This is a genomic window from Maricaulis parjimensis, assembly GCF_016817355.1.
Lineage (GTDB): Bacteria > Pseudomonadota > Alphaproteobacteria > Caulobacterales > Maricaulaceae > Maricaulis > Maricaulis parjimensis.
Window position 1 is genome coordinate 105,196 of sequence record NZ_JADOTT010000001.1, and the last position, 21,889, is coordinate 127,084.

15 protein-coding genes are annotated in these 21,889 nt (G+C 61.5%); 7 read left to right on the forward strand and 8 right to left on the reverse strand.

The features are described from left to right. Positions 1-45 precede the first annotated feature (45 nt). A complete protein-coding gene (locus tag I0K07_RS00340; RefSeq protein WP_203290681.1) occupies positions 46-1,905 on the forward strand; it encodes an alpha-amylase family glycosyl hydrolase in 1,860 nt (619 codons plus the stop codon). 74 nt (positions 1,906-1,979) lie between these two features. Here I0K07_RS00340 and I0K07_RS00345 read toward each other — a convergent pair whose 3' ends face one another. Then, positions 1,980-3,503: an MFS transporter gene (locus tag I0K07_RS00345; protein ID WP_203290682.1), complete on the reverse strand. Its 1,524-nt coding sequence runs from the start codon at positions 3,501-3,503 to the stop codon at positions 1,980-1,982. A 309-nt stretch (positions 3,504-3,812) separates the two neighbouring features. On the opposite strand from I0K07_RS00345, the gene I0K07_RS00350 reads away from it, so the two are divergent. After that, positions 3,813-4,826, forward strand: a complete 1,014-nt coding sequence (locus tag I0K07_RS00350) for a substrate-binding domain-containing protein (RefSeq protein ID WP_203290683.1) — start codon at positions 3,813-3,815, stop codon at positions 4,824-4,826. Here the strand turns inward: I0K07_RS00350 and I0K07_RS00355 are convergent. Next, positions 4,823-6,454, reverse strand: a complete 1,632-nt coding sequence (locus tag I0K07_RS00355; protein WP_203290684.1) for an alpha-amylase family glycosyl hydrolase — start codon at positions 6,452-6,454, stop codon at positions 4,823-4,825. The two genes, I0K07_RS00350 and I0K07_RS00355, sit on opposite strands and share 4 nt — an antisense overlap. Before the next feature lie 301 nt (positions 6,455-6,755). Between I0K07_RS00355 and I0K07_RS00360 the strand changes: the two genes are divergently transcribed. Further along, a complete protein-coding gene (locus I0K07_RS00360; RefSeq protein ID WP_203290685.1) occupies positions 6,756-9,560 on the forward strand; it encodes a TonB-dependent receptor in 2,805 nt (934 codons plus the stop codon). A 134-nt stretch (positions 9,561-9,694) separates the two neighbouring features. Next, complete coding sequence (locus I0K07_RS00365) at positions 9,695-11,209, forward strand: tryptophan halogenase family protein (RefSeq protein ID WP_203290686.1); 1,515 nt, start codon at positions 9,695-9,697, stop codon at positions 11,207-11,209. On the opposite strand, the gene I0K07_RS00370 is transcribed toward I0K07_RS00365, so the two are convergent. Then, on the reverse strand, positions 11,206-12,708 hold the full coding sequence (locus I0K07_RS00370; protein WP_203290687.1) for a tryptophan halogenase family protein: 1,503 nt from the start codon (positions 12,706-12,708) through the stop codon (positions 11,206-11,208). The genes I0K07_RS00365 and I0K07_RS00370 overlap by 4 nt on opposite strands. A 182-nt stretch (positions 12,709-12,890) precedes the next feature. Between I0K07_RS00370 and I0K07_RS00375 the strand changes: the two genes are divergently transcribed. Continuing rightward, entirely contained in the window at positions 12,891-14,276 is a 1,386-nt protein-coding gene (locus I0K07_RS00375; RefSeq protein ID WP_203290688.1) for an alpha-amylase family glycosyl hydrolase, read from the forward strand. On the opposite strand, the gene I0K07_RS00380 is transcribed toward I0K07_RS00375, so the two are convergent. The 3 genes from I0K07_RS00380 to I0K07_RS16005 form a co-directional block, all read right to left on the reverse strand. After that, on the reverse strand, positions 14,273-15,250 hold the full coding sequence (locus tag I0K07_RS00380; RefSeq protein ID WP_203290689.1) for an oxidoreductase: 978 nt from the start codon (positions 15,248-15,250) through the stop codon (positions 14,273-14,275). The genes I0K07_RS00375 and I0K07_RS00380 overlap by 4 nt on opposite strands. A gap of 153 nt (positions 15,251-15,403) precedes the next feature. Further along, a complete protein-coding gene (locus I0K07_RS00385) occupies positions 15,404-16,735 on the reverse strand; it encodes an acyl-CoA thioester hydrolase/BAAT C-terminal domain-containing protein (RefSeq protein WP_203290690.1) in 1,332 nt (443 codons plus the stop codon). Between the two features lie 35 nt (positions 16,736-16,770). Continuing rightward, positions 16,771-17,436: a PaaX family transcriptional regulator C-terminal domain-containing protein gene (locus I0K07_RS16005; RefSeq protein WP_203290691.1), complete on the reverse strand. Its 666-nt coding sequence runs from the start codon at positions 17,434-17,436 to the stop codon at positions 16,771-16,773. 213 nt (positions 17,437-17,649) lie between these two features. Between I0K07_RS16005 and I0K07_RS00395 the strand changes: the two genes are divergently transcribed. Continuing rightward, entirely contained in the window at positions 17,650-19,182 is a 1,533-nt protein-coding gene (locus I0K07_RS00395) for a M61 family metallopeptidase (RefSeq protein WP_203290692.1), read from the forward strand. A 92-nt stretch (positions 19,183-19,274) separates the two neighbouring features. Here the strand turns inward: I0K07_RS00395 and I0K07_RS00400 are convergent, their stop codons facing one another. Beyond that, entirely contained in the window at positions 19,275-19,658 is a 384-nt protein-coding gene (locus I0K07_RS00400) for a response regulator (protein WP_203290693.1), read from the reverse strand. After that, on the reverse strand, positions 19,651-21,210 hold the full coding sequence (locus tag I0K07_RS00405; RefSeq protein WP_203290694.1) for a PAS domain-containing sensor histidine kinase: 1,560 nt from the start codon (positions 21,208-21,210) through the stop codon (positions 19,651-19,653). Before I0K07_RS00405 ends, I0K07_RS00400 begins: the two co-directional genes overlap by 8 nt. 330 nt (positions 21,211-21,540) lie before the next feature. Here I0K07_RS00405 and I0K07_RS00410 point away from each other — a divergent pair, with 330 nt between their 5' ends. Next, the gene (locus tag I0K07_RS00410; protein ID WP_203290695.1) at positions 21,541-21,831 is read left to right on the forward strand and encodes a hypothetical protein; all 291 of its coding nucleotides are present in this window, start codon (positions 21,541-21,543) and stop codon (positions 21,829-21,831) included. Positions 21,832-21,889 lie beyond the last annotated feature (58 nt).

Consider the following 21,889-nt stretch of genomic DNA (forward strand, 5'->3'; position numbering starts at 1 on the left):
TATCGTCGCTACAACAAACAAAATTGCGCAGGGAGGCGCATTGTCATGAAGTCGCAAATTTCGCGTTTCTCTCGCGCACTTCTTGCCGGCACCAGCCTGCTCGCCGCCAGCTGCGCCGCTGCGCAGGACGAAGCCGAACCGGTCTCCATCGCCGGCCTGACGGATCGCGATGCCCGCGACGAAATCATCTATTTCGTCATGCCGGACCGGTTCGAGAATGGCGATCCGTCCAATGATACCGGCGGCATTGCGGGCGACCGGCTCGACCATGGCTTCGACCCGACCCATCGCGGCTTCTATCATGGCGGAGACCTCGCCGGGCTGACCCAGCGCCTGGACTACATCCAGGGCCTGGGAGCCACGGCAATCTGGCTCACGCCGATCTTCCAGAACCAGGCTGTGCAAGGCGGACCCGGTCAGGAGAGCGCCGCCTATCACGGCTATTGGATTACCGATTTCACTCGCCCGGACGCCCATATCGGCGAGCGTGAGGACTTCCGTGCCTTTGTCGATGCCGCCCATGCCCGCGGCATGCGCGTCTACATGGACATCATCACCAATCACACGGCGGATGTGATCGCCTATCGCGAATGCCACGACCCAAGCTCAGATCTCTATATCGACCCGCAGGGCCAGTGCCCCTATCGCGACAAAGGCAACTACCCCTGGACCACACGGGGCGATGCGTCGGGAGAACCGATCAATGAGGGCTTCCGGGGTGACGACCCACAAAACCAGACGGCAGAGAACTACGCCAATCTGACTGACCCGCGCTGGGCCTACACGCCCTACGTTCCGGAAACCGCACCAACGCTCCACCCGGAATGGCTGAACGATCCGACCCTCTATCACAATCGGGGGGAGAGCTTCTGGTATGGTGAGAGCGCGCTTTATGGCGATTTCTCCGGCCTCGACGACCTCAATACCGAGCACCCACGTGTGCTCGAGGGCATGATTGATATCTACAAGGACTGGATCACGGAATTCCGGGTCGACGGCTTCCGGATCGATACGGCGCGCCATGTCCAGCCGGAGTTCTGGCAGCGTTTTTCCGCAGAAATGATGGACCATGCCCACGGCCTGGGCATTGAGCATTTCCACATGTTCGGCGAAGTCTACATGTTCGACCCGGCCCAGCTGGCCCGCTATACCAATGAAGCCGGCCTGCCGGCTGTTCTCGACTTTGCCTTCCAGAGCGCTGCCCGCGGCTTCATCGTCGACGGCTATCCGGGCGAAAGCCTGGAGACGCTGTTCACGGCCGATAGCGCTTATTCGACCGGCGCCCATGTCCTGCCGACCTTCCTCGGCAATCACGATATGGGCCGGCTCTCCGGCTTCCTGCGTCAAGCCCATCCGGAGATGAGTGATGCGGACATGTTTGCGCGACTGCGACTGGCCAATGCGCTGATGTTCTTCTCACGCGGCACGCCGACCATTTACTACGGCGACGAACAGGGCTTCGTGTCTGACGGACATGACCAGCAGGCCCGCGAAAACATGTTCCCCAGCCAGGTCGACGAATACAATGACAACGACCTCGTCGGCACCGTTGCCAGCACGGCCGACGACAATTTCGATACCGAGCATCCGCTCTATCAGGCGATCGCTGAAATGGCGGAAATCCGCCAATCCCATGCCGCCCTGCGCCGCGGAGAACAGCGCGTCCGCCTCGCCGGCCATGAAGAGAGCACACTCGTTCTCAGCCGCACCGATCCGGAGACCGGCAAGGAAATCATCATTGCCCTCAATGGGGAAAGCGAAGCCGCGACGCTGAGCTTTGCCGTGGACGGGGCAGCGATGGATTGGAACAGCCTGTCCGGAGACTGCCCGGCTGCAAGCCGCGCCCGCGGCGCCCTGACCGTCACTGTGCCGGCGCTGGATTTCGTCGTCTGTGAGGCGCGTTAGGCGGCCACCCCGAGAAGAAAGGGACGCCGGCAGGTCCCTGCCGGCGCCCAGCGCTTGCCTGAGTTTCAGTCAGCTCATTCGACCTCGGCCGGAATGATCTGCCCGCGCCCGGGCACCAGGAACAAGCTCAACACGGCCAGCGCCCAGGAGGCTGCGGCGATGAAGAAGGTGTAGATCGGCACCCCGCCCAGGAAATTGGTGAGAATGGGCCCCATGACACCGGCCACCACCATTTGCGGAAGCACGATGAAGAAATTGAAGATACCCATATAGATGCCCATCTTCTTCGATGGCAGCGCGTCGGACAGGATCGCATAGGGCATGGTGAGGATCGAGCCCCAGGCCATGCCAATACCGACCATCGAGACCAGCAGGTATTGCGGGTCGGCGATGAAGAAGAAGGACGCGAAACCCAGCGCGCCCGCGGTCAGGCTGATGCCATGCGCCACGCGGCGATTGATCCGCGCCGAGATGACAACGAGGGCAATCGCCCAGATCGCCGACACGCCATTATAGGTCGCGAAGAGCCAGCCAACCCAGTTGGCCCCCTCATTGTAGGCGAGCGAGGTCGGATCCGCGCTTCCGAAATGGTGCGAGGTGATGGCCGGGGTCGCATAGACCCACATGATAAAGAGCGCGAACCAGGAGAAAAACTGCACCACGGCGAGGCGACGCATCACCTTGGGCATGGCCACAAGGTCGCCAATGATGTGAGAGACCAGATTGTTCGTCATATCCCGCGATTTCGCGAGCGCGTGGACGAGGAAGAACACGCCCAGCCCACCCGCTGTCGCAGTCAGCACATAGAGCTCAGGCGCCATGGAAAAGCGGAAGATCGCGAAACTGCCCAGCAGCGCCACCATGAGCAGGCTGGCACCATTGGCGAGGAAATAGGTCGCCGAACGCGGCGTGATCACTTCCTGCTCAGCCCCTTCCCGGAACACGCCCGGCGGCTCGCGGAACTGCACCATCTCCGAGGGGGAATATTCCTTGGACGAGAGGATCGTCCAGCCCACGGCGAGGAAGAGCGAGACACCGCCGATATAGAAGGAAAACTTCACGGCATCCGGGATCACGCCCGGCTCAGCCGTCGTCGCCACACCGAACACATCTGTCAGGATCGCCGGCATCGCCGAGGCCAGAAGCGCGCCCGCGCCGATGAAGATCGTCTGCATGGCAAAGCCCTGCGTGCGCTGACGGCTGGGCAGCATGTCACCCACAAAGGCCCGGAAAGGCTCCATGGAAATATTCACGGACGCATCCAACACCCAGAGCATGACCACGCCGGCCCACAGATAGGGCGAGTTGGGCATGAAGAAGAGCGCGACCGTCGACAGGACAGCCCCAGCCAGGAAGTAAGGGCGACGCCGCCCGAGAGGGCCCCAGGTCCGGTCAGAAAAATGTCCGATCAAGGGCTGCACCAGAAGACCCGTCACGGGTCCCGCCAGCCAGTAGATCGCCAGATTGGAGACATCAGCTCCCAGCGTCTGGAAAATGCGGCTGACATTGGCGCCCTGCAGGGCGAACGCCATCTGGATGCCGAAAAAGCCGAAGGAAATATTCCAGATCTGCCAGAATCCCAGCGCGGGCTTTTGCATGCCCCTCTCCCCGTTTTCATATTTTTTCAGATTTTGCGCCAACCAGGCCCCGGTGTCGAGCCTTCTTCTCCACCTTATGGCAAGCATAAGCGTTCGTCGAAATTATTGTTTCACGGGAGAATTGGGTCCGGTCGTCGCCCTGGCACCTAAGGGCGGGTAGCGCGCGATCAGACTTTCAAATTAATGCAAATCTTGCAATGATCATGAGACTGGCAGCCGGAGTTCACAATCACTCCGGCGGGCTCTCTTGCCAAGCCGAAACAGGGCGGGCAATCCTAAGCTCGTAATATCAGGGGGAAATTCGCAGCGGTGGCCAAAAAAACGACCCGACTGGAAGATCTGGCGAAACAGGCTGGTGTGTCTGTCTCGACAGCGTCGCGCGCCCTCAATGACAGCCCATCTGTCAACATGCGGACCAAGCAGGCGATTTGGAAACTCGCGCGGGAGATGGATTATCCCTTCCGCCGGCACATGCCCGCCGGACCGATCGGCGCGAAGGCCACGATTTCCGTCGTCGTCCCACGCCCTCAGGGCCGCGGCTCTCGCCTGTCCGACCCCTTCTTCTTCGAACTCCTCGCCGGCGTCGGCGACGCCGCCCGCGAACGCGATTGCGATGTGCACATCTCCCACGTTGCTCCAGCCTCCTTTGAGGACCTGCAAATGGCAGTGACGGCACACCGGTCCGAAGGCGTCATCTTTGTCGGCCAGAGCACGCTGCACGGCGACTTCAACCGGCTTGCCGAAACCGAAAAGCGTTTCGTGGTCTGGGGCGCAGAACTGCCCGAGCAACGCTATTGCTCGATCGGATCGGACAACCAGCGCGGCGGCGAGCGGGCCACCCGTCACCTGGCCCGCCTCGGCCGCAAGAAGATCGCCTTCCTAGGCCAGTCCGAAGCCCCCGAAGTCATGCAGCGCTATCGCGGCTACCGCGATGCCCTGGAGGCAGAAGGCCTGGAATTCGATGAGGACCTCGTCATCCCGACCCATTTCGACATCGAATCTGCGGAAGCCGCGACCGATGCCCTGATCAAGAATGGCGTTGAGTTCGACGGCCTGTTCGCGGCCAGTGATGTCCTGGCCCTCGGTGCCATCCGCGCCCTGCAACATGATGGACTGAGCGTGCCGGAAGATGTCGCCGTTGTCGGCTATGACAACATCTCCTTCTCGCGCTACTCCAACCCGTCCCTGACCACGATTGATCAGGACATGGTCGCCGCGGGACGACTTATGCTGTCAAAGCTGCTGGATTTCAGGGGGCCGCAGGCACGCCGCTCGGAGCGCCTGTCGACCGACCTCATCGTCCGGGAAAGCTGCGGCGGTTAGGCCCGGCGAGCCATGAGTCCTGCATAGGCCGGCAAGACACCCTCCGCCACGGGACCGTTCACGCTTTCGATCACGATCCAGCCCTCTGGCAAGACCCAGTTCCGCACTCTGTCCGTCAGATTGAAAACGCACAGCAGAGCCTCCGCCCCCTCGCCGCGCTCAAAGGCCAGGACAGCGTCGGACCCGTTGTCGATCACCCGCATGTCGCCAGACCGCAATACCGGCCATGCCTCACGCAGACGAACAAGACGCCGGGCGTGATGCAGCGTTGAATCCGCACGCGCCTCCTGCGCGTCCACGGCAAGCGCCTGATGGCGCTCATCCACGGGAAGCCAGGGCTCCGCACTCGAGAAACCGGCATGTTCGGACGCCTCGACCCAGGGAAGCGGCGTACGGGCACCATCCCGACCCAGGGTCTGCGGCCAGTTGGCGATCGCCTCAGGGTCCTGCAGGCGGTCAAAAGGCACCTGCGCCTGTGGCAAGCCGAGCTCCTCACCCTGGTAAAGGATCACATTGCCGCGCATCGCGACGAGCAGAAGCAAGGCAAGATCGGAAAAGGGTTTGCGCATCGCCTCTTCGGCCCAGCGCGAAACCGCGCGCGGTGCGTCATGATTGGAGAAGGTCCAGGACGGCCAGCCCGTGACCGCATCATCCGGCCACATGGCGACGGCCTCACGGACCAGGTCCTCGCTCATCGCATCCGCATAAAGATAGAGAAAGCCGTAGGCCGAATGCAGGTGCGAGGGCGGCTGTGTGTACAGCTTCATTTCGTCCTGCGCGCGCTCACCCCCGACCTCGGCGACAAGAAACCGCCCCTCATACTCATTCGTGAGCGAGCGGATCCGGGCCAGGAAGTCCGGGATCGCGGCATGGGACTGGTTGTAATAATGGTGCTGGAAATCGAAGGGCCGCGTGCGCTTTCCCTGCCCCGCCGGCACAGGCGGATTATCGGTCAGCGCCGGGTCGTGCATCATGAAATTCACGGCATCCAGGCGCATCCCGTCGACACCCCGGTCGAACCAGAAGCGGACGGTGTCGAGAATGGCTTCCTGCACATCCGGATTGTGGACATTCAGCTGCGGCTGCTCGGGCAGGAAATTGTGCATGTAATACTGGCCGCGCCGTGCATCCCACGTCCAGGCCGGCCCCGAAAAAACCGATTGCCAGTTATTCGGCGGCGACCCGTCCGGCTTGGCATCGGCCCAGACATACCAGTCCGCCATTTCGCCATTACGGCTTTCCCGGCCCGCCTTGAACCAGGCGTGCTCGTCAGATGTGTGGGCATAGACCTGATCAATCAGCACCTTCAGCCCCAGTGCATGGGCCCGCGCCATCAGCTCGTCGAAATCCGCCAGCGTGCCGAAGATCGGATCGACATCCCGGTAATCGGACACGTCATACCCGAAATCGCGCATGGGCGAGGTGAAGAAGGGCGACAGCCAGATCGCATCAACGCCCAGCGAAGCGACATAGTCCAGCTTGGCCGTAATGCCCGGCAGGTCGCCAATACCATCACCATTGGAGTCAAAGAAGCTGCGCGGATAAATCTGGTAGATCACCGCGCCGCGCCACCATTCAGCTTGGTCCGCTGCGGTTGATGCGTTTTCCGTCTGCGCCGTCAAAGCCACAGCGTCCTCCCTGAACCCCTTAGATTATAGGGCATTTCGCAATTGGTTGCGGTTTTCATTTTGCTCATTGTTTGCAAAAATTTGCAGGAAAGGAAATCACCTGTCAATTCGGAATGCTTTCGCATAATTCACGCATTACAGAGCCATTTGAGCGCCCTATCGACATGATGCATTCCCGCATCAGATTTTCTTCCACATGACATTTTCGCAAACTTGCTGGTTGCCTGAATAGTAAATTCTCACTAATTTGCATTCCGGAAGGGCAAAGGCGGAAGACCGTTTGCCCGGAGGGAGGAAGTCAATGAAACACCACACGAACTCGCGTCGTGGCTGGCTGCTGTCATCTGCCGCATCCACCATGACCCTCGCCTTGGCCCTGTCGGGACAGGCGATTGCCCAGGATGATGACGACACCGAAGTCATCACCGTCCGCGGTTTCCGCTCGGCCATTGAATCGGCCATCGAAGTGAAGCGGGAATCGACATCGATCGTCGAAGCGATCTCCGCTGAAGACATCGGCAAGCTGCCGGACAACTCGATTGCGGAATCGCTGGCCCGCCTGCCGGGCCTGGCCGCCCAGCGCCTGCGCGGCCGCGCCCAGGTCATTTCCGTCCGCGGCCTCGGACCGGACTTCACGACCGCCCTCCTGAATGGACGCGAACAGGTCACCGCCGGCGACAATCGCGGCGTTGAATTCGACCAGTACCCGTCCGAACTCCTGAGCTCCGTCCTTGTCTACAAGACGCCGGACGCCCAGCTCGTTGGCCAGGGCCTGGCCGGCACGGCCGACCTGCGCACCATTCGCCCGCTTGAGCAGAATGAGCGCACGATCGCCCTGTCCGCCCGTTATGAGTGGAATGAATACGGTGCCCTAAATGCCGGCTCCGAAGACAGCGGCCACCGCCTGACCGGCTTCTATGTCGACCAGTTTGCCAATGACACGGTCGGCCTGGCTCTGGGCTTCGCACTCCAATCTTCCCCGACCCAGGGCGAGCGCTGGGACGCCTGGGGCTATCCGACTGTTGGCTCCGGCGAACTCGTCATCGGTGGCGCCAAGCCTTATGTGGAAAGCCGCGAGCTCGAGCGCACCGCCTTCGTCGGCACGCTGGAATTCGAACCCAGCGCGCAATGGCATACCACGATTGACGCCTTCTATTCCCGTTTCGAGGATGTCGGCATCCTGCGTGGCATCGAATTGCCGCTGCAATGGTCGGGCGCGTCGCTGCAGCCGGGCTATACAATTGAGAACGGCCTTGTGACCCAGGGTCAGTTCAATGGCGTCCAAGGCGTGGTCCGCAATGACACGCGCTTCCGTGAAGCCGACATCTTCTCCTTCGGCATCAACCAGCAATTCCGCCCGAACGAGAATTGGCTGCTGGAAGCCGACATCTCCTTCTCCTCCGTCGATCGCGACGATACGGATCTGGAGACCTATACGGGCACCGGCGCCGGTTTCGGCAATGGCGCCTCGGATAATCTCGGCTTCTCGCTGGGTGATGGCGGTTTCGTCTTCAACTCATCGCTGAACTATGCCGATCCCAGCCTGTTCCTGCTCACCGACCCGCAGGGTTGGGGTCAGGCCGGCTTCATCAAGCGCCCGTCCACACGAGACGAGCTCTCTGCCTTGCGCCTGTCGGCGGAGCGGGAATTCTCCCAGGGCTGGATCTCGTCCATCGAGGGCGGCATCTATCTGACCGATCGCGAGAAAAACAAGACCTCCGTCGAGGACTTCATCGATCTGGCCAATCCGGGCGCAACCAACACCACACCCATCCCGAGCAATCTCCTGCTCTCCCCGACTTCGCTGGATTTCCTGGGCATTAGCGGAATGGTCTCCTATGACCCGATCGCCGTGCTCAATTCCGGCGTCTACAGCCTGCGTCCGAACACCAATCCTGACGTCGTGACGAAGGCCTGGGGTGTCGAGGAACAGGTCTCCACAGCTTACCTGATGGCCAATGTCGACACCCAGCTCGGCTCCGTGCCGGTTCGCGGTAATTTCGGCGTCCAGATCGTCCAGACGGAACAGTCCTCCACCGGCGCCCGCATCGGACGGGACCCACAGGGCAATCTCGTCCTGGATACCGTGACGCTGGGTGACGAGTTCACCGAAGTCCTGCCCAGCGCGAACTTCTCCTTCGAGCTTCGGGAAAACACCTTCCTGCGTCTGGGTGCTGCCCGCACGCTGGCCCGGGCCCGCATGGACCAGATCCGCGCCAGCCAGGAAATCTCAACCGACAGCAGCGTCCTGCTGACACCGGATGCGTTTGCCCTCGATCCGACCCTGACGACCGGGATCGACATCGCGAACAATCGCAGCTTCTTCCGCCTGAGCGGCGGCAACCCGGCCCTGCGCCCCTACATCGCGGACAGTTTCGACATCTCGCTCGAACACTATTTCGCCGATGGCGGCGGTTATCTCTCCGCAGCGCTGTTCTACAAGGACCTGCAGGACTTCGTGTATGATAATTCCTCCTCGTCGGTGGATGTCAGCGCGATCATCGACCAGGTCTCCTTCCAGGAAGCCAATGGCGACCCGATCACGGCCGCGGAAATGCGCGCGCTGAACCCGGGCATCGACACCGGCCTAGTCAGCCAGCCGTCCAATGGCGAAGGCGGGCACATCCAGGGCATCGAACTGGCCGCCACCATTCCGGGTGACATTTTCGGCCAGACCTTCCTGGAAGACTTCGGCGTCATGGCCTCCTGGTCCTATACGGACAGCGAGATCACCCCGACCGGCTTCTCTTCGCCGATCCAGATCCCGGGCCTGTCCGAGCGTGTCGGCAACATCACCGTCTTCTATGAAAACGAAGCCGGCTTCTCGGCCCGTATCTCGAACCGCTGGCGCTCCGAATTCCTCGGTGAAGTCACCGGCTTCGGTGCCGGCCGCGAATTCCGTGACGTGGAAGCGGAAAGCGTTGTCGACGCCCAGATCGGGTATGAATTCTCCGGCGGTCGTTTCGACGGTCTCAATGTCTACCTTCAGGGCAACAACCTGACGGACGAGGCTTTTGTGACCTATCTCAACGACGATCCGCGTCAGGTGAAGGACTACCAGACCTACGGCGCAACCTATCTCCTCGGCATCAGCTGGCGACGCTAGTCCCGCTGGGTCTTTTCCGAGCCTCCTGCCCCTGCCGATCTTTCCCCCGGCAGGGGCTTTTCTTTTTCTGACCCGTCGCATTGACGCCCCACTGATCCGCGGCAAGCTGGTCCGACGAAGCGAGCGAGCGCACCATGAACCCCAACCGCATCAGATCCGTGGTCATTGCCGGTGGCGGAACAGCCGGCTGGATGGCCGCAGCCGCCCTGTCGAAATTCCTGGGCCCCCAACTCGACATTCGCCTCGTTGAATCCGAGCAGATCGGCACGGTCGGTGTTGGCGAAGCCACCATCCCGCAGATCAAGCACCTCAATCGCGCTCTGGAAATCGACGAGCGGGATTTCGTCTCGCAGACCAATGGCTCGTTCAAGCTGGGCATCGAATTCATCAATTGGCGTCAGAAGGGCGATGCTTATCTGCACAATTTCGGGAATATCGGTCTCAACATCCAGCAGATCCATTTCCACCATTACTGGATGCGCGCCCGGCTCAACGGCGCCCCGGAAACGCTCTGGGATCATTGCCTCAACACGGCCGCCGCGCGGGAGATGCGTTTCGCCCCGCTGGAAAAGGTTGGCTCCTCACCCCTGTCCGGCATCGCCTATGCCTATCATTTCGACGCCTCGCTCTACGCCAAATTCCTACGCAGCTATGCCGAAGCCCACGGTGTTACCCGGATCGAAGGACTGATCCGCGACACGGCGCTTGACCCGCAGACCGGGCATGTCACCCACCTCACCCTGGACAGTGGCGAACAAATCGCCGGCGACCTCTTCATCGACTGTTCCGGCTTCCGGGGCCTGCTGATCGAGCAGGCACTCGAGACCGGCTATGAGGACTGGACCCACTGGCTGCCCTGTGACCGCGCCATTCCGCTCCCCTCATCCAATGCGACAGCACCCATCCGCCCCTACACCCAGTCCATCGCCCACAGCGCTGGCTGGCAGTGGCGCATCCCGCTCCAGCACCGGACCGGTAATGGCCATGTCTTTTCCAGCGCCCATATGAGCGAGGAGGAAGCGACTGACATCCTGCTCGACAATCTGGAAGGTGAACCACTGGCCGACCCCCGCGTGATCCGCTTCACAACGGGCCGCCGCAAACAATTCTGGAACCGCAATGTCGTGGCACTGGGCCTGGCTTCGGGTTTCCTGGAACCCCTGGAGTCGACCTCGATCCACCTGATCCAATCCGGCGTCTCACGCCTCGTTTCCCTCTTCCCCTCCGGGGATATCGATGCCGCCGACCGGGACGAGTACAATCGTCAGATGGTCCTGGAATTTGAGCGCGTCCGGGACTTCATCATCCTCCACTACCACGCCAATGAGCGTGAGGATTCCGACTTTTGGAAGGATTGCCAGACCATGTCCGTGCCGGACAGTCTCAGCGAGAAGATCAATCTCTTCCGCGCCAATGGCCGCCTCTATCATCGCGAAGAAGACCTCTTCACCGATTCCAGCTGGCTCCAGGTCATGCTGGGCCAGGGCATCACGCCAAAGGGCTATCACCCGATCGCGGACAGTCTCAGCGAGTCCGAACTCACCGGCATGCTGGCCAATATCCGCCAGATAGTCGGCGAAGCCGCCCGCCGCCTTCCCCGGCACGAGGATTTCCTGAAACAGCACTGCCCCGCGGTGATGAACGCCTAGATGTCCGCCTTGCAGAAGCGCTCGATATAGGCGGCATGTGACGGGACTGGCGGCAGGACGTCCTGCATCGCCTTTTTGATGCCTGCGAGGCGCGCCGCACCATCCGCCCCTGTCATCCCGGTCAACGGATCATGCGCCTCGGGGATCACATCCTGCCCCAGATAGACAGCCAGCCAGCTGGGATTGAGGAATAGCTCCGGCCCCGGCGACACCAGCCTTCCCGTCGCCCGGAAATGCTCCATCCGGTAGGCGAGGCTGTCTGGGATATCCATCGAGGATGTATACCGCCAGAGCTCGCCATCCTTCCGGGTCGTGGCATGGTAGTGCAGCACCAGGAAATCCCGGATCCGCTCATATTCCTCAACCGTCAGCCGGTTGAACTCTTGTGCATTCAAGGCATCATTCTGGCCGTCCGGGAAGAGTGCGAGAAAGCGCATGATCCCGCTCTGGATGAGATGAAGACTGGTTGATTCTAGGGGCTCCATGAAGCCGGCCGCGAGCCCCAGCGCCACGACATTGCGGTTCCAGAACTGCTTCCGGCGCCCCGTCACGAAACGCAAATGACGCGGTTCGGCCAGCGGCTTTCCATCCAGATTGCCCATCAGGGTTTGCGTCGCCGCATCATCCTCGACGAAGCGCGAACAATAGACATAGCCATTGCCCGTCCGGTGTTGCAGCGGGATACGCCATTGCCAGCCCGCCTCGCGCGCCGTGGACCGCGTATAGGGGGTGAAAGGCTCCGCGCTTTCACAGGGCACGGCCACTGCGCGGTCGCAGGGCAGCCAGTGCGTCCAGTCCTCATAGCCGGTCTTCAAAGCCTTCTCGATCAGAAGGCCGAAAAACCCGGTGCAGTCGATGAAAAAGTCGCCCGACACAGTGCGGCCATCCTCGAGGACAAGGGTCTCGACATGCCCGGTTTCGGCCGCTTGACGCACCTCGACGACCTTGCCCTCGATCCGTTTCACGCCAGCGGCCTCAGCGCGACGGCGCAGGAATTGGCCATAGAGAATGGTGTCGAAATGATAGGCGTAGTCGAAGGTGGACTGGACCAGGCGCGGATCCTGGGCCGGCGGCGAAAACCCATTCCGCCGCGCGATCTGCCAGGCCATCGAATACTCATCGAAGGGCGTATCATCCCCGCCCGCCCGTACCTGCAGCCAGTACTGGTGCAGCGGCACCCGGTCGAAGTCCCGGGCATGCGTGCCGAACGGGTGAAAATAGCTGCGCCCCTTGCGTGACCAGTCGACGAATTCAATGCCCAGCTTGAATGAGCCGTGCGTGGCACGGACGAACTCATTCTCGTCAATGCCGAGCAATTGGTTGAACAGCTTGATCGGCGGAATGGTCGCCTCGCCGACACCGACGACGCCGATCGCCTCGGACTCGACCACCTCAATGGCAATCCGGCCGCCCGTGGCATGCACCAGGGCCGCCGCCGCCATCCAGCCGGCAGAGCCCCCGCCAACGATCACGACTGATGTGTATCCCGCGTCTGTCATGCCGCTCCCCGTTTCGCGCCACACACCCCGTCAGCTTAAGCCGGTCTTTCGTGTCCGGATATGGGCCCTTCCTGTTTTGCAAATTTCTGCAAATTTGTCGACAAGGAGCACAAGAGTGACCATACTTCGCGATATAGAATATAGCGCCCGTCAGACAGAATGGTCCGCCCGGGAGGCCAATCATGATGAAACTTCGCACCCTCGCCCTTGCGAGCGCAGCCTGTGTGCTGGTCACCCTGCCCGCATGTGCACAAAGCAACGCAAATCCGGCTCCGGATTCGCTCAGCGTCACACATGCCGACTGGGCACGGGACGCTGTCCTCTATCAGATCAATCTGCGCCAATTCACGCCGGACGGGACCATCACGGCCGCGCAGGACCAGCTGCCGCGCCTGGCGGAGATGGGAGTCGACATCCTCTGGCTCATGCCCATCCAGCCCATTGGCGAGGTCAATCGCAAGGGCACGCTGGGCAGTCCCTACTCGATCAGCGACTACACGGATGTGAACCCCGAGCTGGGCACGCTGGACGATATCCGAGCCTTCGTCGATGCCGCCCACGACCTGGGCATGGAGGTCATCCTCGATTGGGTCGCCAACCATTCCGCCTGGGACAATCCGCTCGTTGAAGACCACCCGGACTGGTACTCCCGCAACTGGGCCGGAGAGATGCAACCTCCGCCCGGCACGGACTGGTCCGACGTTGTCGACTTCAACTATGACAATCCTGATCTGCGCGACTACATGGCCGGAGCCATGGAATTCTGGGTCCGAGAGGTCGGGTTCGACGGTTTCCGCTGTGATGTCGCCGGCTTCGTGCCCTTGGACTTCTGGGAACGTGTCCGTACCGATCTGGAAGCCATCAAACCGGTCTTCATGCTAGCGGAATGGGAACAGCGCGACCTTCACCGTCACGCCTTCGACGCCACCTATGCCTGGAGCTGGAACAATATGATGCACGACGTCGCGCTCAACGACGCGGGCGCCGGCGCGGTGCGGGGCTATTACCTATATGAGGATGCCAATGCTTGGCCGCGCGACGCCTACCGTCTGCGCTATGTCGCCAATCATGACCAGAATTCCTGGGAAGCCACCCAGTTCGACCGGTTCGGCGATGCCCTGGAAGCCGTGATCGCCCTGTCCTTCACCGGAACCGGCATCCCGATGATCTATAATGGCCAGGAAGCCGGAAACATGGATCAGCTGGAATTCTTCGAACGCGATCCGATCATTTGGCGGGAACACCCGATCGGCGACCTCTACACCCGCCTCATCGCCCTGCGCCGGGACACGCCCGCCCTGCACAATGGCGCCGCCGGCGCCGTCATGCAGCCGGTCAGCACCTCACAGGACGATCAGGTCTTCGCCTTTTCACGTCGCGATGCGGAGAGTGGCGTTCTCGCCATCTTCAACTGGTCAGCCGCCCCGGTCACAGCAACGCTCGAGGACGGACCGATAGCGGGTCTCTATCGCGATTTCGACACGGACGACGCTCTCGAGCTGGACACGGGAAGCGAAGTAGCTCTCGGCCCCTGGCAGGCCCGCATTTTTATTGCCCTCAGCGACTAGGCTTCAGCCAGCAGCGCCTCGCTGATGGACCAGAGGCGCTCGGCGGCCTCATCGTCACAGGCATGGGCATCGACACCGCCATAGCGCGCCATCGGACTGTCCGGGATTGTCGGCGCGGCGATGTCGCAGTTCTCGCAATAGACGCCCGGCTTCCCTTCCAACACGGGCGCGCTCGCCGCCCACAGCGTGGTGGAACATCCCTGCCCGGGCGTCTTGAAGCCCTGCTTGGCCAGCTCAGAGGGCTCGCCATCCTCGCCCAGCCAACCCAGCGCGATCATTTCCTCCTTGGGAAGATGGCGCTGGAGCGGTGTGAAGATCCCGCCAGGGTGCACCGCAAAGGACAGCCCGCCCGTCGCCTTCAATCGCCGCGAGAGAGCGTTGGCAAACAGGGCATTCGCGGTCTTGGCCTGCCCATAGGCCTGCCATTTGTCGTAATCACCCGTGTCGAAATGCAGATCATCCCAGCGAATGCCGGAGATCTTGTGCCCGGTCGAGGACAAGGCCACGACACGGCAGCCGGGCGTGGCTTCGAGCAGCGGCATCAAGGCCCGGGTCAGTGCGAAATGCCCCATGTGATTGACGCCAAACTGCATCTCCCAGCCAGGCCCGACGCGACCTTCAGGACAGGCCATGATCCCGGCATTGTTGATCAGAAGATCAACTCGCTTCAGCTGGTCCCGCATGCCAGAAGCAAAGTCGGCGATTGAAGTGAGATCGGCCAGATCCATCGGCGCAGTCGCAATATCGCCCTGGAGCCCGGCAAGCGCCTCCGCGGCTTTCTCCGGAGACCGCACGGGAATGATCACCCGCGCGCCCTTTTCCGCCAGCGCGCGCACCGTCTCCAGACCCAGCCCGCTATATCCGCCCGTCACAATCGCAGTCTTTCCGGACAGATCAGAACCGTCCAGGACGTCTCGCCCGGTGGACTTGGGCCCGAAACCGGACTGCACCGGCACTTGATCAGAAACAGACATAACGACCTCCCCTGGCGATTCTGCGCGTCTTTCCCGGAAGGTTAGGCCTGCAAGCTCCAGCAGGTACAGGTTTTTTTTGGTATCGGACACATTCCCCCTCGAAGGGTTGGCCAGTGGCTGCCACCTTCCCTTTTTCAGGACCTTCGCTCGCCCTTACATGGCCTCCAGAAAGTCCAGTATCGCCTGCCAGGCCGCAGCATGAGCGGCCGCATTGCCGGCCGCTGTCCCGCCATTGGGCCAGCGCCTCCATTCTGTGGGTGTCCAGCTTGTCGGCAGCCGGGCCGCGTTAAAGGAGTGCCCGGCGTTTGGATAAGTAAAGCTGGTCACGTTCGATCGCGCTCCGTAGGCGTCAGCGCGCGCGATCAGGCGGCGCGACATCTCCGCAGAGGGCCAGATGCGGTCATCCATGCCGGCGATCAGCAAAACCGCTGCCGTCGTGCGCTCTATCGGGATCGCGCTGTCGCTGTCGGCAAGCGTCTCCAAAGCGAAGCCGTAATGGCGATAGAGCTCGTTGGGGAATCCAGACGGCGGGTTATAGGTCGGATCGTTGCGATAGGGGACGAAGGCAAGGGGCTCACCGTCCAACGACCAGGAAGACTGGTCATCGCTGGCGAAAGGCGCGGCCCAGACATGGGATGTCGGCGCGATGGCGATCACAGCGGCGACATTGTCAAAATAGGCGGCTGTCAGCAGCGCGGCTTCAGCACCCTTTGACCCCCCAAGAAGGGCAATCCTGTCACCATCAACAAAGGGCTGCGCGGCCAACCAGTCAACAGCGCCGTCAAAATACTCCAACGGAAGGTCCTGCAGGGAACTCGGCAGATCACCCTCCCCGTCAAAAGCAAAATACCCAAGGGCAAGCGCAACATAGCCCCGTGAAGCCAGCAGCTGGGCTTGCATCACCGCGCTGTCCACGCCGCCTTCCGATCCCCCCATGACAATCACGGCGGGTCGCTCGCCTTCCAGGCCGCCCGGCCGGAACAGGCGACCATAGAGCCCGCCTTCCTGCACATCCGAGATTGTGACATCCGGCGCGCGGAGCAGCCGCGAAATCATCGTGGACGCCTGGACCTCGCGATCGACCTGGACCGATAGCTCCATGGCGATCTCATTGCCGCCTCCGAGGCTGAAGCCGGCCCGTTGATAGCGGTCGCCCGCAACGGTCATGGACCAGAACAAACCCATGGGATCGATCGTATCATACGTCCCGCTCAACGGCCGGGTTTCAGAGAGATCGATCAACCCCGCCCCATCCGCTTGGAACGTGGCATAGGCGGTGAAAGCCTGCTCATCGGCATCGACGGCTTGCAAGATGAGAGTGGCGATGCTGTCCGGTGCCAGCCCCTCGACACGCATATCAAGAGCTTGATCGACAAGCGGGGCCTCCGGCGTCACGGTGATCACCGGCTGCGCCACCGCGGACGATTGAAATGCCAGGGAAAGGCACAGGATCAGAAAGAGCGCGCCCGGTCGGAATTTGGTCATGCGGAATGTGTGCGGCCGTTCACAGCCACACCCCTTCAAAACAGTGCGGCCGCATGGCGCTTCGCCTGCGGCAGATAAGTGTCATAGAGCGTCGCCGCCAAGCGCCGGGCCTCTGCGCCGAGCCAGTCATCGGGAAGCAGCGGCCCGGGAAGCTCCGGGTCCTGCCAGGCAGCTTCAAGATAGTCGAAGACAAGGGCAAAACGGACCCCGAATGCGTCTTGATCACTCAAGGGGGGCGCGGCCTCCAGTGGTTGGTACTTGTCGATGAAAGCCTTGTAGACATCATTGATCGCCGTCAGGTCCCAGAGCGAGTGCGCGAAGACATCCGGAGCAGTCATGTCGTCCCGCTTGCCGCGGAACACATTGATCTTGCCGGTCAGTCCCTGCTCGTCGATCGCGGCCTTGAGTTGGGCGCGGTAGTCCTTGGGATGGATATGGACGCCGTGCCCCAGGGGCGCGAAACCCATGACTTCCAGCAGGCTGCGCATCCGGTCCCGGTCCACACGATTGTCGTCCGAGAAGGAATACTGGACCAAGGTCCAGTCTCCGTCCCAGGCAGTCTCCGAACCGGTGAAGATCTTCTCAAATCCCACCTCGACTTCGGTCCGGCTGTAGGACGTCACCCGGTAATAATTGGTGCGCCCCTCCTTGGTGATGCTGAGTTCCTTGTCGCGCGACATCCGGAACAGCGTCTGACGCACGGCTGCGGCGCTGTGCCCGAACGGCTCCAGCGCGGCGACAAACCAGGGACCCGCAAGCGGTTGCCTCCCCCTGTCCGCAAAGGCGGAGAAGGCGGAATAGACGAAGTAGCTGGTCTTTCTTATTTGTAAAGTTGACAATATTTCGTCGGCCATCATCATTATGATATATGTTTTTTGAGGGCGCTGGGCAAGGCACCTGCAGAGGTTTTAATCATGAAATCAGAGTCTGTTTTCCGGGTCGCGAAAGCGATCCTGCTGTCCGCCATGCTGGCTTTGGGCATCAGCCTGCCCGCCAGCGCGTCCGGCGAAGACGCACAAGACCAATCCCACTATCAACTCAGCTTTGATGCCGACACACCCCGCCAGGTCCGCGTCGAGGGGCAAGTCACCGTCATCGGTCAACGCTTGCGCATGTTTCTGTATGGCCAGCCCTTCCTTGAAAATGGCTGGGCGACCTGGGTCGAGGACCTGCAGGCCTCCACGACTGACGGCACGCCGGTCGAAGCGCGCCTGCGAGAGGGCGGCTGGGGTAGTTGGGACATCGACGTCCCGGACGGCACACGCGTGAACCTGTCCTACACGGTGAACCTCACCCAGGACGAGTATGACTGGGATTCCGTCGGGGGGCAGGACGGACGTCCCACCTGGTCAAACGGCGCCTTCTATGGCGTGACACGGGCCTTCTTCATCTATTCCGATCACGATGAGCAAATGACGGTGCAAATTGACCGGCCAGACAGCTGGCGCATGGCGTCGCCGTGGCTGCGCCTGCCGGGCGCCGACAATCTTTATGCGGTTCCCAATCTCGACAGCCTGGTGTCCAACGCACTGGTTCTGGGTGATTTCGATCTTCTCAGCACCGAAAACGGACCGATGCGCATCGAGCTCGCCCTGGATCGCCAGCTCAGCGAATACGGCGAGGAATTCCTGGAAGTCCTGGACACCCTGCTGGACGAATATGCCCGGATTTACGGCGAAACACCGGACACCAATTATGTCGTTGCCATCCGCGCGGCCGATGAGCACGACGGAGAGGCTTTCTACAGCAGTTTCAACATGGTCATTATGCCGGAGCAACTGGGCGGTCCGCGCATTGCCTGGGCCGGCGTGCTGGGCCACGAGCTATTTCACCTGTGGAATGGCGCCAACTTCCTGAGAGGCGAGGACAAGTCCGCCGTGGAATGGTTCACCGAGGGCTTCACAGAGTACTACAGCAGCCTGTCGCTGATGCGCACCGGCCTGATCGACCAGGCGACCTATTTCCGCAAACTGGAATACTACCTCGCACGCTATTTCATCACGACCCATCGCTGGCCCGAAGAGCGCCTGAGCCTCGTTGAAGCCGGGCAGGACAAGCAGCACAACTGGCTCTTTGTCTATGGCGGTGGCTCGACCATGGCACTCGCCCTCGATCTGGACATCCGCCAGCGCACCCAGGGCGCGCGCGGTCTGGACGATGTGATGCACCTGTTGATGGACCGGTTCGGACGAATGGACCGAACGCTTGCGGTCCGGGACATACTGGATGCGGTGAATGAGATCTCTGGCGCGGACTATACCGATTTCTTCGACGCCTATATCCGCGGCTCCGAAGCCTTTCTCGACATCGCGCCCTACCTGGCCCATGTCGGCGTCCGCAGCGACCGCTCTTCCGAGGAATACTACCTCACCCGCAGCCCAGCCTCGATGGACACCCCGTCCGGTGAATTGTTCGACCAATGGCTCGGCCTGGAACGCGCCGAGTAGGCTCAGCTGCCATCTGTCAGGTCGCCCGGTTCACGCGAACCGGGCGGCTGGCTGTTTGAGCGTGCCAACGCCTCCACGGAAGAAGGCGGCACCTACTGGATGTATGTCTGCAGGAGACCGACGATCTTCTCGTCTTCAAAAGGGCGGACATGGACCGGGATATCACCGGCCTGCGAGATAGCCACGGCCTTGGGGTGTTCGGTTGCGGCCGTGACCAGGACGATGCGCGACACCATCTGGGGGCAGAGGGCGCGGACCCCGTCAATCACCTCGGCCCCATCGACGATAGGCATCATCAGATCGAGGAAGACAATCGCCGGCCTGGCTTCGCAGATATATTCCGCGACCCCGACCCCATTGGGGCGTTCGGACAAATTGCAGAGCGGTTCAAGCGCCCAGCGGAAGATCTCCCGATTGACCGGGTCGTCGTCCACGACGAGTACGTCTGGCCGATTTGTGTCCACCGCTTCACTCATCCGGCATTCCATCTGCCCGTTTTAGTTTGATATCCAACGTGAAAGTCGAGCCGGAATCCGGATTGGATTTGAGGGAGACAGTCCCCCCCTTGGCCTCGACCAGGCTTTTCACGATCGCCAGCCCCAGCCCGGAACCGCCATAGATTCGCGTGCTGCTATCGTCGACCTGCGTGAACCGGCCGAAGATCAGCTCCCGGTGCGCCTCGGCAATTCCGATACCGGTATCGACGACATCGATGGTGAGCCGGTCGGTCCGGGTGTCGACGGGGCTGGCACTCACCAGGACCCCGACGGCGCCCGACTCTGTAAACTTCACGGCGTTGGAAACGAGGTTGTTCAGGATTTGCTGCATCGCGGCTTCATCGCCGAGATAACGGTCTGCCACCGAGCTGGCGACATCGCTCGTCAGGACGAGCGATTTCGGCGCGGCGGCCGGGCGTTGCAGATCGATCGCGCGCTGGACGACGGCCGCCAGATCAAACGGCTCGGACTTGAGTGTGAACTTGCCCTCCTCGATCTGCGACATGTCGAGCACGCCGGAAATCAGGTTTGTCAGGGTTTCCCCGCACTCCTTGGCGATCATCAAATGGCGACGGCTGGCTTCGGGCAGATCCGACGACAGCGCGATGGCGATCATGCCGAGCATGCCATTCAGCGGCGTCCGGCATTCATGGCTCATGTTTGCAAGAAAGGCGGACTTGGCGCGACTGCCCGCTTCCGCTTTTTCCATGGCGAGGCGCAGGGCCTCCTCATAGCTGCGCTGGCGTGAGACGTCCCGGATGACGATGGTTACCAGTCGTTCGTCAGCCGCAGCATTGAGGGTGAAGGTCAGCTCCGCCGGGAACTCCTCGCCGGTGGCGCGTCGCATGCGATAGCCATGCGGGTGCTGCAGGCCAGACACTCGGGGATCGCCCGCAAGGACCCGGTCGATCTCGTCAGCGAGGCGGGACTGCTCGGCATCCGGAAGGAAAGCGTCGAGGGATCGATCCGCCATCTCCGTCAACGAAAGACCGAAGAGCAGCTCAGCACCGCGGCTGCAAATACGAATGCGCCGCTGCGGATCGGCAACGAGAATGGCTTCGATATTGGCGTGCAGGATGGAGTGGAGTGTGGCCTCGCTCTTCGCCAGCGCCAGCTCGGCCGCCCGGCTCTCGGTGATGTCTTGCACAGTACCCCGGGAGGTCAGAGGTTTGCCGTCCTCGCCGAAATCCGTTTCACACTGCTCCTCGACCCAGCGGATCTCGCCGGTCTCCGGGTCCTGCAGGCGGTGGGTGATCCGGTAAGGGGTTCGGGTCTCCAGAGACGTCTGGTAGGCCGTGTTGACCATATCCCGGTCGTCCGGATGAATCTGGTTCAGGAAGAACTCATAGCTCGGCTCCATCTGGCCTGGAGACAAACCGAAAATCCGGAAAACCTCATCGGACCAGAACAGATAGCCCGTGCCCAAATCGAGCTCCCAGGACCCGATTTTCGCGATGCGCTGCGCCTGTCGGAGCATTTCGCCCTGGCGTTCCAGCTCAGTATTGATCGTCTGCGTTGAAGGAGTTGGCATTCGGCCCCCGCAAGAGAGCCTCGACAGCAAACCGGTTGTTGTTCTGGACTCCCATTGAAACGCTAACGCGTTTTTCCGGTTGTGTCAGACAAAAACGGATCGGTCTTGAAAGTCCGGGCGTGAGCCGGAAACAGGCGGCGGTGGAGACAGACCCAAGCGGAGCGGTCTTGAAAATCATCGGGAACGTTGGTTCAGGCCACAGCGCTCTCAGCATCGCGCATGCTGATTGTTTTTCATTCCCATAAACGATTTCAGTTATTGTGCGCCGGTCGGCATGGTTTCCCCTCACAGTTGTGCCCGCAACAGGCGGGCAAAGAGGGAGAGATGTGAATGAAGAAATCCGATTTGAGCGCGATGATTCTGGGAACGACCATTGCCGGCATGGGCCTGTCCGCAGCCTCGGCGCTGGAGTTCGAGGATGCCTGCCTGGCCGGCGCGCCGGAGGGAACGCCGCCGGAAATCGCTGAGGCCTACTGCTCCTGCATGGCGGAAGCCACAGCAGAAGATGCGGAAGTCCAAGCCGAGCTGGAAGCCGCCTGGCCGATTACCGGAACCATTGAAGAGTGGGTGGCGACCTTGTCGCCGGAAGCCGCGGCCGTGTCGGCCTCCTGCGCACCTTGAGGCCTGGCCACGACTTGCCCGAACCAAAAAAGACGCCGTCAGCGACATGTCGCTGACG

Coding starts and splice junctions, on each gene's coding strand:
- I0K07_RS00340 (WP_203290681.1), top strand. CDS start 46: ATGAAGTCGCAAATTTCGCGTTTCTCTCGCGCACTTCTTGCCGGCACC.
- I0K07_RS00345 (WP_203290682.1), bottom strand. CDS start 3,503: ATGCAAAAGCCCGCGCTGGGATTCTGGCAGATCTGGAATATTTCCTTC.
- I0K07_RS00360 (WP_203290685.1), top strand. CDS start 6,756: ATGAAACACCACACGAACTCGCGTCGTGGCTGGCTGCTGTCATCTGCC.
- I0K07_RS00365 (WP_203290686.1), top strand. CDS start 9,695: ATGAACCCCAACCGCATCAGATCCGTGGTCATTGCCGGTGGCGGAACA.
- I0K07_RS00370 (WP_203290687.1), bottom strand. CDS start 12,708: ATGACAGACGCGGGATACACATCAGTCGTGATCGTTGGCGGGGGCTCT.
- I0K07_RS00375 (WP_203290688.1), top strand. CDS start 12,891: ATGATGAAACTTCGCACCCTCGCCCTTGCGAGCGCAGCCTGTGTGCTG.
- I0K07_RS00380 (WP_203290689.1), bottom strand. CDS start 15,250: ATGTCTGTTTCTGATCAAGTGCCGGTGCAGTCCGGTTTCGGGCCCAAG.
- I0K07_RS00385 (WP_203290690.1), bottom strand. CDS start 16,735: ATGACCAAATTCCGACCGGGCGCGCTCTTTCTGATCCTGTGCCTTTCC.
- I0K07_RS00395 (WP_203290692.1), top strand. CDS start 17,650: ATGAAATCAGAGTCTGTTTTCCGGGTCGCGAAAGCGATCCTGCTGTCC.
- I0K07_RS00400 (WP_203290693.1), bottom strand. CDS start 19,658: ATGAGTGAAGCGGTGGACACAAATCGGCCAGACGTACTCGTCGTGGAC.
- I0K07_RS00405 (WP_203290694.1), bottom strand. CDS start 21,210: ATGCCAACTCCTTCAACGCAGACGATCAATACTGAGCTGGAACGCCAG.
- I0K07_RS00410 (WP_203290695.1), top strand. CDS start 21,541: ATGAAGAAATCCGATTTGAGCGCGATGATTCTGGGAACGACCATTGCC.